The sequence below is a fragment of the Mesorhizobium sp. WSM4935 genome, from assembly GCF_029625735.1.
GTDB lineage: Bacteria > Pseudomonadota > Alphaproteobacteria > Rhizobiales > Rhizobiaceae > Mesorhizobium.
This window is the reverse complement of the sequence record NZ_JARTVR010000003.1, coordinates 502,554-518,328: the sequence shown is the minus strand read 5'-3', so window position 1 is coordinate 518,328 and position 15,775 is coordinate 502,554. Positions and strand designations below refer to the sequence as shown.

The following is a 15,775-nucleotide window of genomic DNA, read 5'->3' as shown; positions in this document are numbered from 1 at the left end:
CAATGACGACAAGGCGATGGCAGCTGGCGCATGGGCGCTATCTCGACCTCGGCCCGAAGGCGGTCGTCGTCGGCATCCTGAACGTGACGCCCGACAGTTTCTCGGATGGCGGCCTGTTCATCGCGCCCGAGAAGGCGCTGGAGCAGGCGCGCCGCATGGTGAAAGAGGGCGCCGCCGTCATCGATGTCGGCGGGGAATCGACCCGGCCGGGTTTTGCCCCAATCACCGTCGAAGAGGAGCAGGGCCGCGTGCTGCCGGTCATCGCGGCGCTCGCCGCTTCCGGCGAGGCGCTGATCTCGGTCGACACCTATCGCGAGGACACGGCGCGGCGGGCTGTCGCCGCCGGCGCGCATATCGTCAATGACGTCTGGGGGCTGCAGCGCGAGCCCGGCATCGCGCGCGTCGCCGCCGAGACCGGCGCAGGGCTTGTCGTCATGCATACCGGGCGCGAACGGCAGAAGCTGCCCGACGTGATCGAGGACCAGTTCCTGTTCCTGCGCAAATCGCTGGAGATCGCGCGCGCCGGCAATGTCGCCGACAGCCAGATCGTGCTCGATGCCGGTTTCGGCTTCGCCAAGGAGACGGCGGAGGAAAACCTCGACCTGATGGCCCGGTTTTCCGAGCTTCAGGCACTCGGCTATCCGCTGATGGCGGGGACCTCGCGCAAGCGCTTCATCGGCAATGCCACCGGGCGGGAACCTGGCGACCGGGCGGCCGGCACGGCGGCCACCAGCGTCATCCTGCGCTTGAAAGGAGCCGACCTGTTTCGCGTCCACGATGTCGCAATCAACGTGGATGCGCTGGCGCTGACCGATGCTATGCTTCGACGCGAAACCGAGCTTCCTCCCGGACACTGATCATGTACGTCATCCGCATGAAGAACTGCGCCTTCTTCGCCCGCCACGGCGTGCTGGATGAGGAGGAGACGCTCGGGCAGCGTTTCTATGTCGATGCCGAGCTGACGGTCGAGCCCAGCCGGCCGCTGACGGAGGATTCCATCGAGGACACCGTCAATTACGGCGTCGCCTTCTCGGTCATCGAGAAGATCGTGACCGGGCATCGCCGCTTCCTGATCGAGGCGCTGGCGCTGGAGGTTGCGAAAGCGCTGACGGCGCGGTTCTCACAGATCAGGAAAGCCGCGATCACCGTGCGCAAACCGAACGCCCCGGTGCCGGGCGTACTCGATCATGTCGAGGTGACCGTTGTCTGGCCAGAATAGCGCCGTCTATCTCAGCCTCGGCGGCAATCTCGGCGACCCGGCGAAGTCCATGGGCGCGGCGCTGCGCATGCTGGACAGCGACGATGCGACGCGGGTGACCGCCGTCTCCTCGCTCTACCGCACGCCGCCTTGGGGCAAGCTTGACCAGCCCGATTTTCTCAATGCCGCCGCCGCGATCGAAACGGCGCTTTCGCCACGCGCGCTGCTCGACCTTTGCCTCGATGTCGAAAGGCGGTTGAAACGCGTACGCGAAGAGCGCTGGGGACCGCGCCTGATCGATATAGACATCCTGATCTTCGGCGATCGGGTGATCCACGAGACCGGGCTCGAAGTGCCGCATCCGCGCATGCTGGAGCGCGCCTTCGTGCTGGCGCCCCTGGCCGAGATCGCGCCAGGGCTTTCGGTCGGCGGCAGGAGCGTGTCGGAACGGCTCGGCGCCGTCGATGCGTCCGGCATCGAGCGGCTGCCGTCCGGCCGGGAATGGTGGCTGACCTAGATCAACCGGCGGCTGGATCGGCTGGTGGAAGACGGACCCGGGCCGTGGCAATCATCCATTCAACCAACTCCACGGGCACTTCAGGCTGAGATAGCGTAACTGTGATCTTGCCATCGATATCCGAGAAGAATATCTCGCCCACTATCTGCTTACGGTCGTCGACAAGCTCCAGATACATGCCATCACGTTGGACATCGCTGCCGATCGTGGCCCTGTAGTTGCGTCCGGCTAACTCGATCATGTCGCGAATGTCCGCGGTAGCTACCAATCAACCGGAGAAGCCACCGCCGTCGAGAAATGTCTTTTCCTCGGGCGTCGTCTCGCGGCCGAGCATCTTGTTTCGATGCGGAAAGCGGCCGAAGCGTCGGATGATCTCCAGATGCTCCTCGGCGTATTTCAGATAGTCGGGCGCTCTGGCGGCCGTAAGCTCTACCGACCGTTCCTGGTCCGCCAGCAATTCGGAATGCTCGAAGGGCAGGTAGAGGAAGACGCGAACCGGCTCATCCAACTGCAGATCCTGACCGGCGGCGATCGCCCTGTCGGCGAAATACCGGGCGAGCGGATCGGTCGCGTACATGTGGCCGGTGCCGCGGAAGCAGTTGCGCGGGAACTGGTCGAGCAGGATCATCAGCGCCAGCGATCCCTCGGCATGCTTGCTCCAATCGTCGCATTCGCGCCGCGCGGCGGCGTAATGCAGCTCCAGAAAACAATTGCGGAAATCCGTGTCGAAGGCGTCGCTCTTCTCGAACCAGGCGTCTTCGCCGGCATCGCGCCAAAATTTGGTGACCGAAAGCGCTTGCGGATCGAACTCTGCCATGATTGCCCCTCAGTTTTTCGTCTCTGCCTGGTTCAGCACGACCGCGGTCTCCTGGTTCAGCGCCCTGCCGGCGCGGCGCGGTTGCGTCAGCGGCGTCGGAATCGGCGTGCCGATATTGCCCTTCAGGAAACGCTGGCCGGCGCGCACGCCTTCGGCCAGCTGCGTTTCAAAGCGCGCTTCGTCGCGGCGGCGCACATCCTCGATGACCTCGGCGACCTCCTCCGGATCGACGCCCAGCGCCTCCAGCGCCGAGCCGCCGAAGACCAGCGCCGATTCGAAGGTCTCACGCAGCTGATAGTCGACGCCGGCGCGCACGAGCTGCAGCGCGGTGCCGCGGTCGAAGGCGCGCGCCAGGATGGTGACCAAAGGGAACTCGGCCTTGATCAGTTGCGCGATGCGCACGGCGGCATCCGGCTTGTCGACGCAGATCAGCACCGCGCGCGCCCGCCCGGCGCCGGCCGCATGCAGGATGTCGAGCCTCGTGCCGTCGCCGTAATAGACTTTGAAGCCGAAATCGGCCGCCGCCTGGATCATCTCCACCTCGTTGTCGATGATCGAGACATCCAGCCCGCGCAGCAGAAGCGGCTGGCTGGCGATTTGGCCGAAGCGGCCGAAGCCGATGATCAGCACGCTGCCCGTGAGGCCGTCGGCGATGTCGACGCCGTCGAGCGACTGCTCGTCGCGCGGGGTGAGGTAACGCAGCGCCACGATGGCCAAGGGCGTCAGCACCATGGAGATGATGACGATGGCGGTCAGCGTGGCATTGGCCTGGCCGTTGATGATGCCGACCGCGGCGGCGGAGGAATAGAGCACGAAGGCGAACTCGCCGCCCTGCGCCATGAAGACAGCGCGTTCGAGCGCCTCTCGGTGGCCGCTCTTCAGGATGCGTGCGACGGCGTAGATACCGACCGCTTTCATGACCATGTAGGCGACGACATAGATGGCGACGAGCCGCCAGTTCTGGGCGACGACACCAAGGTCGAGCGACATGCCGACGGCGAGGAAGAACAGGCCGAGCAGGATGCCGCGGAACGGCTCGATATCGGCCTCGAGCTGGTGGCGGAAGGTCGATTCCGACAGGAGCACACCGGCCAGGAAGGCGCCCATCGCCATCGACAGGCCGGAGAGCTGCATGGCCAAGGCCGATCCTAGCACCACCAGCAGCGCCGCTGCGGTCATGACTTCGCGAGCGCGGGCGTCGGCCAGGATGCGGAAGAGCGGATTGAGCAGGTAACGGCCGGCCAGGACCAGACCGACGATGGCGGCGATGCCGATGCCGATTTCGGTCAGCCGCTCCGAAAAACTGGTCTCGGCGCCGCCGGGCGCGAGGAAGGCCACCAGCGCGAGCAGCGGCACGATCATCAGATCTTCGAGCAGCAGGATGGAGACGATGCGCTGGCCTTTCGGCGTGGCGATCTCGCCGCGCTCCTCCAGCAACTGCATGACGATCGCCGTCGAGGTCAGCACGAAGCCGGCGCCGGCGACGAAGGACTGCGCGATCGGAAAGCCTCCCGCCAATCCGACGAGGGTCAGCAGGACCGCGCAGACGCCGACCTGCAAGGCGCCCAGCCCAAAGATCTCGCGGCGCAGTCCCCAGAGCCGCGACGGCTGCATCTCCAGGCCGATGATGAACAGGAACATGACGACGCCGAGCTCGGCGACGTGGAGGATCGCTTCCGATTCGGAAAAGATGCGCAGGCCGAACGGGCCGATGACGACGCCAGCGGCGAGGTAGCCGAGGATCGAGCCAAGCCCCATGCGCTTGAAGATCGGCACGGCGACGACGCCCGCGGCGAGCAGCGCCACCACCTGCACCAGATCGCTGCTCGACGCTTCAGCTGCCATGCCTGTCATCCTGTTGCTCAAAGCACTCCTTGCATGCACCGGGACTGAGAGGCAAGGGCGGGAAAAGACTGGAAGGGGAGGGTCCGGTTGAGGCGGCCTTCGCTTGCGTGACGGACGTTCGGCATCTATATTGGCCAAATGACTGACAATTCGTCCGGCTCGCCTTCACCTATACCCATGGATGCGCTCAGCGAAGTCCTACAGGATTTTCGCTTGAGCGGGGTCAACTATGGCCGCTGCGAGTTGCGACATCCATGGAGTATCGCCTTTCCGCAACAAAAGCTGCTTCGCTTTCACTTTGTCGGCCAGGGTCCGTGCTGGATTTATACCGAAGCGGAAGGCTGGCAGGAACTGCGCGATGGCGATCTGGCGCTGCTGCCGCAAGGCATAGCCCATCGGCTGGCCAGTGCGCCGGACGTTGTCGGCGACTCGCTGGAGGGTTGCCAGGTGACGAAGGTGGGAAGCAATGTCTGCGAGGTGGTGCGGGAAGGGACGGGCGCGACAAGCACCCTTTTCTGCGGCTCAATGGCCTTGGGCGTCTGTGCGCTCAATCCACTGATCACGTTGATGCCGCCGATTATCAAAGGGTGCGACGTGGCCGGCAACGATCCGGTCGTCGGTCCTTTGCTGGCGGCCATGACGGCTGAGGCCGCGCAACCGCAGATGGGCAGCGCCACGATTCTGTCGCGCATGGCGGATTTGCTGACAGCCCGGCTCATCCGCTGCTGGGTAAATTGCGCGGGAGCCTCGACCACCGGTTGGCTCGCCGCCATCCGCGATCCCCATATCGGCCGCGCGCTGGCAGCCATGCACCGAGATCCTGGCCATAATTGGACCTTGGAAAGCCTTGCCCGCCTGGCAGGCCAATCGCGCTCGATTTTCGCCGAGCGCTTCAGCGCCGTGTTAGGGGAGGGCGCCGCCCACTATCTCGCCCGTCTGCGTATGCAGCTTGCCCGCGAGTTGCTGGGGCAAAACGGATTGTCGGTTGCCGAGGTGGCGACCCGTTTGGGCTATGATAGCGAAGCATCCTTCGCCCGCGCTTTCAAACGCATCACCAATGTCTCGCCAGGCGTTGTGCGTCGCACAATTCCCGGACGAACGGACATGAATTTCGGATTTTAAGATACATATCATCCGAAAAGACTCGCCTATTTAAGACCTCCAGACCTTGGAGATCTTTCAGTGACAGACACAACATTACAGCTTGCAGACGAAGACGCGGCGTTAGAGCTCGATGCCGCCGCGCCAACTAGGTGGAACGCAGCCACCTGGTTCTCGGTCATTTCATTAGCAGCCACCAGCTTTGCCCTGGTGTCAGCCGAATTCCTGCCAGCAGGTCTGCTGACGCCAATGGCGCGTGATCTTGGCATCAGCGAAGGAACGGCCGGGCAGGTCGTCACCGCCACCGCCTCGATCGGTGCCGTGACGGCCATGTTGAGCAATGTTCTGATCGGCCGATTGAATCGCAAGACGGTGCTGGTTGGCCTCAGCGCCTTGGCCGTTGGTTCCAACCTTCTCGCAGCGCTGGCGCCCAATTTCTGGCTGTTGCTGTTGGGCCGCGCCGGGCTCGGAATCGCTCTCAGCGCCTTCTGGGCACTCTCGGTTGCCGTCGTGGCCAGACTGGTTGGCGCCAATGCGACAGGTCGGGGCATGGGTATCGTCACCCTCGGCGTCTCGCTTGCTACCATTGCCGCACCATCGGCGGGTGCCTTGATCAGCGATTGGCTGGGATGGCGCACCGCTATGGCCTTGACGGCGGGGCTGGCCGTGATTGCGCTGCTACTACAGCTGCTTAGCCTGCCGACCCTGCCCGCCACAGCCAGCAATAGCCTTGGGGATGTATTTCGGCTGACTCGGCGGCGTGGCATTCAGCTCGGCATGCTGGCTATCCTTTTGCTGATGACAGGGCATTTTGCCGGCTCCGTCTATGTACGCCCTTTCCTCGAACATGTGACGCTCCTGGCAACCGGGCCAATTGCCATGGCCCTGCTTGGATTTGGCATCGCCGCTGTGATCGGCAATGTCGTCGGCGGCCGCATGGCCGACGCCGATATCCACTTGGCTCTCGTGGGCACCGCGGCGTTGATGGCATTTGCGGCTTTGGCATTGGTGCTTTGGGGCGTGCACATCGCCGTTGCCTTCGGATTCGTCACGCTGTGGGGCTTGGCATTCGGCATGGCGCCGGTGGTGCTGCCGACCAATCTGTCTCGCGCGGCGCCTGATGCGTTGGAAGCAGCGGGTAGCCTGATGGTCGTCTCATTCCAGGTTGCCATCACCATCGGCGCCGTTGTCGGCGGATATGTCGTGGACACCTATGGCGCCTCGGGACCTTTGACCCTTACCGTCCTCCTTGCCGCATCGACGGTGATGCTGGCGCTGCTGCAGCCTCGCAGGTGAACTTGTTCCAGTTGACCTAGAGCGTCTCACCGTTCACGAAAACGGCGAGACGCTCTATCTCTTTGTTTTTAGAAATTCCGGCCGGAAAACCGGTTCACATTTTCCAGGAATTGCTGGGAAGCGCGTCAAGCTTAAATGGCCTCATGCGACCCGCGTCTGATTGATGTTTTACATGTATTGGGCGGCTTGAATTCGGATCGCCGCGATATTGCAACCTCGTTCACAAGTTTATGCAGCCCAATCGTTGCGCGCCGCCACAATCAGAGGTTATGGCACGCTCGGCTTCGGCCAGTGGAGGCAGCGGAGATGGGCGGCTGCCTTTTTTTTGAGGAGATGATTGACATGAAGAAGTTTTTGCTCGTTGCCGTGGGCGTTGCGGCGTTGGCCGGTTCGGCTTGCTCCAAGGGGCCGGAATGCACGCAGGAAATCGCTGCCAAGAAGGCGCAGGACATGGCTGCCGCCCTCCAGGAAGCGATCACCAAGGATCCGAGCAAGGCGGCCGATCTGACCGCCAAGGTGCAGGCCGTGACGACCAAATATCAGGGCGCGACGACGCTCGATGAAGCCTGCAAGGCCTATGACGAGCTGACCGCCACTATCAAGGGTTGAGCGCAGCCGTCGACAACGCGAAGGCGGTGGCCGGTCGGCCGCCGCCTTTTGTTTGCGCAGCCTTCGGTCGGCACATCTTTCCGGAATGCGCTACGGGATACCCATGGTGCGTTTATGGTCGGCGATCTCGGCGAGCAGCCAATCCTGGAACAGACCGGTGCCCGGCTTGTTCCCGATGCTGCGGCGCTGATGCAGGTAGATGCCGGCAGGATAGGTGTGGCGGGCGCTGAAGGGGGCGACAAGCTTGCCTTGCTGCAGAAGGTCCTGCGCCATTATGGTGTCGGCCAGAGCGATCCCCGCGCCGTTTATCACCTCGCGCATGATCAAGGTGCAGTCATCGAGCGTCGTGCTGGATTTGGGCGTCGTGTCCAGGACGCCCTCCTGCTCCAGCCAGCGCCGCCAGCGCATGGTCTCGCATTCGTGGATCAGGTGATGGTTGACCAGATCGGCGGGCGTTCTGAGCGGCACCGGCCCTTCGAGCAAAGAGGGCGCGCATACCGGCGTCAGCAGGAGCGGGATCAGCAGCGTCAAGGCAGGACCGGCCTTGTAGACGAACTCGTCGACAATGGCCAAATCGAAGTTGGCGCGCTTGCCCGACGTCGAGATCTCCAGATCCACGGACGGATGCAGCCGCCGGAAATTCGGCAGCCGGTCCGCCAGCCAAAGATTCAGGACGGTCGGCACGCACAAGACCCTGACACGCTGGGTCCTGCCGTGCCCCGGCGCATCGGCGAAGCTGACGTCGTCGGTGGCGCGCCAGATGGCCTCGAATGCCTCCGAGAGAGAGCGCGCGTAATATGAGCCCCTGATGGTCGGGGTGATCTGGCGAAAGCCGCGCTCGAACAGGTCCTGGCCGAGGTTTCTTTCAAGCGCGCGGATGTGGCGGCTGACGGCCGAGGGCGTCAAATGCAGCTCTTCCGCTGCATCCTTGATGCTGCCGAGGCGCGCGGCGGCCTCGAAAGCGCGCATGCCATTGAGTGAGGGCAGGGCCATTCGCGGATCATGAAATGTCAGTTGAGTTTTTGTCAATCGACTTGGGCAAAATTGGCGTTTGATCGCCCGGCCGGTTCGGCGATACCCAAAAGGCAAGAGCGACTAAGTCGCCATCCAAAAACGATTGTTTGGGCACTCCGATGCCGTTCCACCAGCGGCGGAGACCGGGATCACCGGTTCCACCGGTGGCCGGCGAAGCTTGCGTATGGCGCAGGCCAGCCAGCCTCGGCAGGCGCCCTAGAATGGGAGACGAGCTTTTATGCCTCAGTCGCCGGCGCCGGTCTTCGAAGCGGCGGACGAGATTTCCGCGGAAGCCTCGGTCATCGTGATCCTGCAAGCCGCTCAAGCAGGTTTTGGCTCAAGGGCAGCGGCGCTCGATGCCGAGATGAACGGGATCTTGTCCCGCGCTTGCGCCGAGCCGGCCGCCCTTGAGGAATCCGGCGCCTGCGTCGACGTCATCGCTCCCAAGGCGGTATCGGCCCGGCGCGTGGTGGTGCTGGCCTTGGGCAGGGCCGAGGCCGTAACCACGCTTTCCCTGGCGCGAGCCGGCGGTTTGCTTGCGGCGCATCTGGAAGGCAAGGGCGAATGCGCCGCTACCCTGGTGCTGGACTCGCTCTCGGGTGTCGAGCTTCCGGCAGCGGAAGTCCTGGCGCGGGTTGCGCTCGGCATGCGGCTGCGGCGCTATCGTTTCGACATGCGCAACCGGCGGCAAGGTGCCGGGGCTGACCGGACCTTGCGGGTGCAATTGATCGGCGCGGCCGGTCCGGAGCTGAAGGCGGCGCTGGCACGGGTCAATGCCATCGCCGACGGCGTCGAATATGCGCGCACGCTGGTCAACCTGCCGCCGAACCATCTTCACCCGGACAATTTCCATGATCACCTGGAGCCGCTGCGCGAGGCCGGCATCGATGTCGAGATACTCGACGCGGCGCGGCTGAAGGAGCTCGGCATGAATGCGATCCTGGCGGTCGGCTCCGGCTCGACGCGACCGCCGCGCGTCGCCGTCCTGCGCTATCGCGGCAAGGGCGCTCCCGCACAGCCGCTGGCCTTTGTCGGCAAGGGCGTCTGTTTCGATTCCGGCGGCTTGTGCATCAAGCGCGGCGAGCAGATGTTCGACATGAAGGCCGACATGGGCGGCGCGGCCGCCGTGGTCGGCCTGTTGATCGCGCTCGCGCGGCAAGGCAGCCCCGTGCACGCCGTCGGCGTGCTCGGCATCGCCGAGAACATGCCATCCGGCACGGCGCTCAAGCCGCGCGACATCATCACGACAGCATCGGGACAAACGGTCGAGGTCTTCGATACGGATGCGGAAGGCAGGCTGATCCTGGCCGACTGCCTCTACTATGCCGCTTCGCGCTTCAATCCGTCGGTGATCGTCGATCTGGCCACGCTGACCTATTCGGTGATGCGCGGCCTCGGCTCGGTCTTCGCCGGTCTGTTCAGCACCGACGACACGATTGCCTCCCGCATGATCGCGGCCGGGGAAAAGGTCGGCGAGCGGTTCTGGCAGCTGCCGCTCGACCGGGCCTATGACGAGGGGCTGCAATCGCCCTTTGCCGACATCCGCCATCACGCCAAGGACATGGAGGACGGCGACGCGCCCTATGCCGCGGCCTTCCTGCGCAATTTCACTGAGGACCGTCCCTGGGTGCATCTCGACATTGCCGGCAAGGAACTGGCCGACAAGGACCGGCCGCTGGGCCGCGAAGGCGCCACGGCATTCGGCGTGCAGATGCTGGAAGAGTGGGTGCAGTCCGGCCAGGCGGCGAACTAGGCGGCAATGACAATGTCTTCAATCAAGCAGGGAGCCGCAATGTCGTCCGAGATCGTCAGCAAGGAAGGGCGCGCCGGCTTCGGCGCCTACGAAACCTGGTACCGGATCAGCGGCAATCTTGATGCCGGCAAGGCTCCGGTGGTGATCCTGCATGGCGGGCCGGGTGCTGCCCATAATTACGTCGATGCCTACAAGCTTCTTGCCCGAGGCGGCCGCGCCGTCATCCATTACGACCAGTTGGGCTGCGGCAATTCCACCTTGCTGCCTGAGAAGGGCGCCGATTTCTGGACGCCCCAGCTCTTCATCGATGAGCTGGAAAACCTCGTCGACCATCTCGGCATTCGCGGCGGCTTCCATGTGCTGGGTCAAAGCTGGGGCGGCATGCTGGGCGCCGAATATGGCGTGACCCGGCCGAAAGGCCTGAAGTCGCTGACCATCGCCAACTCGCCGGCTTCGATGAAGCTTTGGGTCGAGGAGGCCAACCGGCTGCGTGCCGATTTGCCCAGGGACGTGCAGGAGACGCTGACGAAGCACGAACAGGCCGGGACGACGGACGACCCAGCGTATCAGGAAGCGACGATGCGGTTCTACGAACGGCATGTCTGCCGGGTCGTGCCGTTCCCGCCCGAGGTGACGGAGACTTTCGCCCAGATCGTGCGCAATCCGACCGTCTACAATGTGATGAACGGCCCCAACGAATTCCACGTCATCGGCACGCTGAAGAGCTGGAGCGTCATTGACCGCCTGCCGGCCATCGATGTTCCGACACTGCTCATCTCCGGCCGTTACGACGAAGCCACGCCCGCGACCGTCCAGCCCTTCAAGGACGGCATCAAGGGATCGCGCTGGCAGGTGTTCGAGCATTCCAGCCACATGCCGCATGTCGAGGAGCAGGACCTCTGCATGCGGGTGGTGGGAGACTTCCTGGACGACAACGACAATTGAAAGGGGAATGACGACATGAAAAAACTGTTTTTGGCCGCGTCAGCCGCGGCATTGCTGGCCGGCTCGTGGCTCACTCCGGCGCAGGCCGAATATCTCAAGGAGCACCGCGGCGGCACCATTCGCCTTCTCGCCCGGTCAGCGGCCGGAACGCTCGATCCGCACATCAACTACACCGATCAGGGCTGGCAGATGTACCAGCCGATCTATGACGGCCTGGTCGCCTTCCGCAAAGCCGAGGGCGTCGATGGCTTCAGCATCGTTCCCGATCTGGCCGAGGCGATGCCGCAGGTGAGCAATGACGGCAAGACCTTCACCTTCAAGCTGCGCAAGGGCATCAAGTTCTCGAACGGACGGGATCTCGGCGTGAAGGACGTCGTCGCCTCGTTCCAGCGCATCTTCAAGGTCTCCGGGCCAACCTCGGGCACGTTCTATGCAGGCATTGTCGGCGCCGACAAATGCCTGGCCGACGCCAAGAGCTGCACGCTGGAAGGCGGTGTCGTCGCCGACGAGGCGGCCGGCACGATCACCCTCAATCTCACCAAGCCGGACGCCGAGATCCTCTACAAGCTCGCCTTGCCGCATGCCGTGATCCTGCCGGCGGACACGCCGACGGAGGATATGGGCTCCAAGCCGATCCCCAGCACCGGCCCCTACATGATCTCGGCCTTCGATCCCAACAAGGGCATGACGGTTTCCCGCAACCCCAATTTCAAGCAATGGAGCGAGGAAGCCCAGCCCGACGGCTATCCGGATGTCGTGCAGTATGATTTCGGCCTGTCGGAAGAGGCGGCCGTGACGGCCATCCAGAACGGCGAAGCGGACTGGATGTTCGACGCGCTGCCCAGCGACCGCCTCGGCGAGCTCGGCAGCAAGTCGATGGACCAACTGCACATCTCGCCGCTTTCGGCCTGGTGGTACGCGCCGCTGAACACCCGCATGGCTCCATTCGACAATGAAAAAGCCCGCCAGGCCGTGGCTTACGCCGTCGACCGCAACACACTGGTCAAGCTGTTCGGCGGCAAGGTGTTGGCCTCGCCGGTCTGCCAGGTTCTGCCGCCGGACTTCCCCGGCCATGAGGACTATTGCCCCTTCACCAAGAACCCTGGCGCCAAATGGTCGGCTCCGGATGTCGACAAGGCAAAGCAGCTCGTCGAGGAATCGGGCACCAAGGGCCAGAAGGTGACCATCATCGTCGAGGATACCGCGATTTCGCGGTCGATCGGCGTGTATCTGCAGAGCGTGCTGACCAGCATCGGCTACGTCGCCGACGTCAAGCCGATCTCGTCCAACCTGCAGTTCACCTATATCCAGAACACCAACAACAAAGTGCAGATGTCCGTCACCCAGTGGTACAAGGACTATCCCGCAGCTTCGGACTTCCTGAACATCCTGTTCAGCTGCGCCTCTTTCCGCGAGGGCTCGGACGCTTCGATCAACATTTCCGGCTTCTGCGACAAGGATATCGACGCCCAGATGCAGAAGGCGCTGGACCTTGGCGTGACCGATCAGAAGGCGGCCGATAAGCTTTGGGCGGCGATCGACAAGCAGGTCACCGACAAGGCGCCGGCGGTCGGCCTCTTCACACCGAAGCGGCTTGATTTTGTCAGCAAGCGCGTCGGCAATTTCAAGTTCAACCCGCAGTTCAACTGGATTATCACCCAATCCTGGGTGCAATAAGGGGCCTGGGTGCAGTAAGGGGCCCGGGTGCAGTAACGAAACGCGGAAGGCACATCGTGTCCAGCCAAGTCGCCGCCATGCCGCGCAGGACGCGAGGGCCCTGGGCCGTCGCGTTTGCGAAGCTGGCAACGGACAGGGCCGCCATGGCGTCCCTGGCCGTGTTCCTCATCATCGTTCTCGCCTGTTTCAGCGCGCCGCTCTACGCGAAATGGGCGGGCACGGATCCGTTCGCCTCGACGCTCGACGCCGTCATCCAGATCGACGGCGCGGACGTTCCGGTGATGGAACAGTCGACCGAGGGGCTGGGCCTTGGCTATACGCCGATCGGCCCGACCTGGCGGCTCGGCAATTATTTCCTCGGCGCCGACAGCCAGGGGCGGGACGTGATGGCGAGGTTGCTCTATGGCGGGCTCAACTCGCTGCTCATCTCCGGCGCCGCCACCATCTTCACGCTGATCTTCGGCACGCTGGCAGGATTGATCGCGGGCTATTTCGGCGGCATCACCGACACGGTGCTGTCGCGCTTGCTCGATGTGCTCTGGGCATTCCCGATCTATCTGCTGGCGATCTCGCTTTCCATTGTCACCATCGCGCAAGGCATCGCGATCGGGCCGATCGAGATCCAATCGGGAAGCCTATGGCTACCGATCATCATCATAGGCATCGTCTACATACCCTATGTCGCGCGGCCGATTCGCGGACAGGTCCTGGCGCTGCGGCACAGCGAGTTCGTGCTCGCCGCGATCAATCTCGGCGTGCCGGGCCGGCGCATCCTGTGGCGAGACATCCTGCCGAACATCACCACCACGCTTATCGTTTTCGTGCCGCTGATGATGGCGCTGAACATGCTGACGGAATCGGCGCTTTCCTTCCTGTCGATCGGCGTGCAGCCTCCCGCCGCAAGCTGGGGCACCATCATCCAGGATGGGCAGGCGCTGCTCTACACGCGGCCGCTGGTGGCGCTGGTGCCCGGCCTGGCGATCGCCGTTTCGGTCATGGCTCTCAACGTCTTCGGTGACGGCCTGCGCGATGCGCTCGACCCGCGCTCCAAGGTGCGGCTGGGGCGCGACTGATGCTTTACGCCATCCTGCGCCGTTTCGGTCAGATGCTGTTCGTGATGTTCGGCATCTCGGTCATCGTCTTCCTGATCTTCTTCGCCACGCCCGGCGCCGACCCCGCTGCGCGCATCGCCGGCCGCAACGCTTCTCCGGAAGTGCTGGCGGCGGTTCGCCACAGCTTCGGCTTCGACCAGCCGCTCTATGTGCAATACACGCGCATGATGGAGAAGATCTTCGTCACCGGCGACCTGACCTCCTTCGTCAATCGCGGCTGGAAGGTGGTGCCGGCCGTCATGGATTCGATTCCCGTCACGCTTTCGCTGGTGTTCGGGGCCGCGGTCCTGTGGGTGGTCGTCTCCATCGTCATCGGCATCGTCGCCGCGGCCACCCGCGACAGCTGGCTGGACAAGCTCCTGATGGCGCTTGGCCTGCTCGGCATTTCCATGCCGGTCTACTGGCTGGGCGAGGTGATGAACCTGATCACCCAGAGCCGCTATCACGACAGCTGGGCCTTCTCCTGGGTGCCGCCGCTCGGCTACAAGAACTTTTCCGACGATCCGAAAGGCTGGTTCCTGACGCTGGTCATCCCGTGGATCACGCTGGCCGTCCTCTATATCGGCATCTACGGGCGCGTGCTGCGCGCGGCCATCATCGAATCCATGCAGGAAGATTATATCCGCACCGCCCGCGCCAAGGGCCTGTCGGAGACCCGCATCCTGTTTCGCCATGCGCTGCGCACCTCGCTGATCGCCTTCGTCACGCTGTTCGGCCTCGACTTCGGTGCGCTGGTGGGCGGCTCCGCTCTGCTCACCGAGGTCGTCTTCGGCCTGCACGGCATCGGCAAGCTCACTTATGATGCGCTGCAAAATCTCGATTTGCCGATGATCATGGCGACGGTCATGTACGCTTCCATGTTCGTGGTCATCGCCAATGCGGTCGTCGATTTCGTCTACATCCTTCTCGATCCGCGCCTGAGGGCATCATGATATTGTCGGTGCGCGATCTCAGAGTGTCCTTCCGCACGCATGACGGACCGGTGCGCGCCATCGACGGCGTTTCCTTCGATCTCGAGGAAAGCGAGATTCTTGGCGTCGTCGGCGAATCCGGTTCTGGCAAGACGGTGTCGCTGCTGGCCGTCATGGGGCTCATCACCGATCCGAACGCCACCATCGAAGGCTCGATCCGCTACAAGGGCCGCGAGCTGGTGGGGCTGCCACCGCGCGAGCTTCGGCGCCTGCGCGGCAACGAGATCGCGATGGTCTTCCAGGACCCGATGACGGCGCTGACGCCGGTCTACACGATCGGCTGGCAGATCGCCGAGCAGATCCGAGCGCATCGCGGCGTCAGCAAGGCGAAGGCGATGGAGCGCGTCGAGCAACTGCTGGCGGAGGTGAATTTCCCCAATCCGCACGAAGCGATGTCGCGCTATCCGCACCAGCTTTCCGGCGGCATGCGACAGCGGGCGGTGATCGCGATGGCCTTGTCCTGCGATCCGGCGCTGCTGGTGGCCGACGAGCCGACCACCGCGCTCGACGTCACGGTGCAGGCCGGCATTCTAGACCTCGTGCGCAAATTGCGAGCGAAGCATAAGTCGGCAGTGGTCTTCATCACGCATGACATGGGCGTCGTCTCCGAGCTCGCCGACCGCGTCATGGTCATGTATGCCGGCCGTGTGGTGGAACGCGGCACCCGCACGGAGCTGTTTTCCGATCCGCGACACCCGTACACGCGGGCGCTGCTTGGCTCGATCCCGCCGCTGACCGGCCAGAAACCGCGCCGCCTGCCGGCCATTCCAGGCTCCCCGCCATCCTTGTTGCGGCTGCCGCAAGGCTGCGCCTTCGGCCCGCGCTGTCCGGTTCGCTATGAGCCTTGCGAGGCCGGCAAGCCGGGTCTCGGCAGCGACGCGCATGCCGCCGCGTGTTTTCGGGTGGCACAGGCATGAGCG

The 15,775-nt window shown here is 63.8% G+C and carries 16 protein-coding genes; 12 read left to right on the top strand and 4 right to left on the bottom strand.

Features of this window, described 5'->3' with window-relative positions; all coding sequences use genetic code 11:
- Positions 1–2 precede the first annotated feature (2 nt).
- The 3 genes from folP to folK are packed head-to-tail and all read left to right on the top strand — an operon-like array spanning position 3 to position 1,715.
- Positions 3–857, top strand: coding sequence for a dihydropteroate synthase (gene folP, locus P9273_RS10570; protein ID WP_278048850.1), 855 nt, complete (start codon positions 3–5; stop codon positions 855–857).
- Between the two features lie 2 nt (positions 858–859).
- Complete coding sequence (gene folB / locus P9273_RS10565) at positions 860–1,219, top strand: dihydroneopterin aldolase (RefSeq protein ID WP_040995177.1); 360 nt, start codon at positions 860–862, stop codon at positions 1,217–1,219.
- Positions 1,203–1,715 (top strand): 2-amino-4-hydroxy-6-hydroxymethyldihydropteridine diphosphokinase, encoded by a 513-nt coding sequence (folK, locus tag P9273_RS10560; RefSeq protein ID WP_278048849.1) that lies wholly within the window; start codon positions 1,203–1,205, stop codon positions 1,713–1,715. Before folB ends, folK begins: the two co-directional genes overlap by 17 nt.
- 1 nt (position 1,716) lies before the next feature.
- Here folK and P9273_RS10555 read toward each other — a convergent pair whose 3' ends face one another.
- From P9273_RS10555 to P9273_RS10545, 3 genes are read right to left on the bottom strand one after another with little or no spacing between them, the layout of a single operon-like run.
- Positions 1,717–1,956 carry a hypothetical protein gene (locus P9273_RS10555; protein WP_278048848.1) on the bottom strand — a complete coding sequence of 80 codons (240 nt, stop codon included), beginning with the start codon at positions 1,954–1,956 and terminating at the stop codon, positions 1,717–1,719.
- 27 nt (positions 1,957–1,983) lie between these two features.
- Complete coding sequence (locus tag P9273_RS10550) at positions 1,984–2,532, bottom strand: DUF924 family protein (protein ID WP_278048847.1); 549 nt, start codon at positions 2,530–2,532, stop codon at positions 1,984–1,986.
- A 9-nt stretch (positions 2,533–2,541) separates the two neighbouring features.
- The gene (locus tag P9273_RS10545) at positions 2,542–4,377 is read right to left on the bottom strand and encodes a monovalent cation:proton antiporter-2 (CPA2) family protein (RefSeq protein ID WP_278048846.1); all 1,836 of its coding nucleotides are present in this window, start codon (positions 4,375–4,377) and stop codon (positions 2,542–2,544) included.
- Positions 4,378–4,515: 138 nt separating this feature from the next.
- Here P9273_RS10545 and P9273_RS10540 point away from each other — a divergent pair, with 138 nt between their 5' ends.
- The 3 genes from P9273_RS10540 (at position 4,516) to P9273_RS10530 (ending at position 7,383) form a co-directional block, all read left to right on the top strand.
- Positions 4,516–5,499 carry an AraC family transcriptional regulator gene (locus P9273_RS10540; RefSeq protein WP_278048845.1) on the top strand — a complete coding sequence of 328 codons (984 nt, stop codon included), beginning with the start codon at positions 4,516–4,518 and terminating at the stop codon, positions 5,497–5,499.
- A 60-nt stretch (positions 5,500–5,559) separates the two neighbouring features.
- Complete coding sequence (locus P9273_RS10535; RefSeq protein ID WP_278048844.1) at positions 5,560–6,774, top strand: MFS transporter; 1,215 nt, start codon at positions 5,560–5,562, stop codon at positions 6,772–6,774.
- Positions 6,775–7,080: 306 nt separating this feature from the next.
- The gene (locus tag P9273_RS10530) at positions 7,081–7,383 is read left to right on the top strand and encodes a hypothetical protein (RefSeq protein WP_278048843.1); all 303 of its coding nucleotides are present in this window, start codon (positions 7,081–7,083) and stop codon (positions 7,381–7,383) included.
- 90 nt (positions 7,384–7,473) lie between these two features.
- Here P9273_RS10530 and P9273_RS10525 read toward each other — a convergent pair whose 3' ends face one another.
- Positions 7,474–8,376, bottom strand: coding sequence for a LysR substrate-binding domain-containing protein (locus tag P9273_RS10525; protein ID WP_278048842.1), 903 nt, complete (start codon positions 8,374–8,376; stop codon positions 7,474–7,476).
- A gap of 259 nt (positions 8,377–8,635) precedes the next feature.
- Between P9273_RS10525 and P9273_RS10520 the strand changes: the two genes are divergently transcribed.
- The 6 genes from P9273_RS10520 to P9273_RS10495 all read left to right on the top strand — a co-directional run bounded on the left by P9273_RS10520 (position 8,636) and on the right by P9273_RS10495 (position 15,772).
- The gene (locus tag P9273_RS10520; RefSeq protein ID WP_278048841.1) at positions 8,636–10,150 is read left to right on the top strand and encodes a leucyl aminopeptidase; all 1,515 of its coding nucleotides are present in this window, start codon (positions 8,636–8,638) and stop codon (positions 10,148–10,150) included.
- Between the two features lie 39 nt (positions 10,151–10,189).
- Positions 10,190–11,095 carry a proline iminopeptidase-family hydrolase gene (locus tag P9273_RS10515; RefSeq protein ID WP_278049033.1) on the top strand — a complete coding sequence of 302 codons (906 nt, stop codon included), beginning with the start codon at positions 10,190–10,192 and terminating at the stop codon, positions 11,093–11,095.
- A 15-nt stretch (positions 11,096–11,110) separates the two neighbouring features.
- Positions 11,111–12,772 (top strand): ABC transporter substrate-binding protein, encoded by a 1,662-nt coding sequence (locus tag P9273_RS10510; RefSeq protein WP_278048840.1) that lies wholly within the window; start codon positions 11,111–11,113, stop codon positions 12,770–12,772.
- A 77-nt stretch (positions 12,773–12,849) separates the two neighbouring features.
- Positions 12,850–13,845, top strand: a complete 996-nt coding sequence (locus tag P9273_RS10505) for an ABC transporter permease (RefSeq protein WP_278049032.1) — start codon at positions 12,850–12,852, stop codon at positions 13,843–13,845.
- A complete protein-coding gene (locus P9273_RS10500) occupies positions 13,845–14,816 on the top strand; it encodes an ABC transporter permease (protein ID WP_040995154.1) in 972 nt (323 codons plus the stop codon). The genes P9273_RS10505 and P9273_RS10500 overlap by 1 nt, the downstream gene beginning before the upstream one ends.
- Positions 14,813–15,772, top strand: a complete 960-nt coding sequence (locus P9273_RS10495) for an ABC transporter ATP-binding protein (protein WP_278048839.1) — start codon at positions 14,813–14,815, stop codon at positions 15,770–15,772. Before P9273_RS10500 ends, P9273_RS10495 begins: the two co-directional genes overlap by 4 nt.
- Positions 15,773–15,775 lie beyond the last annotated feature (3 nt).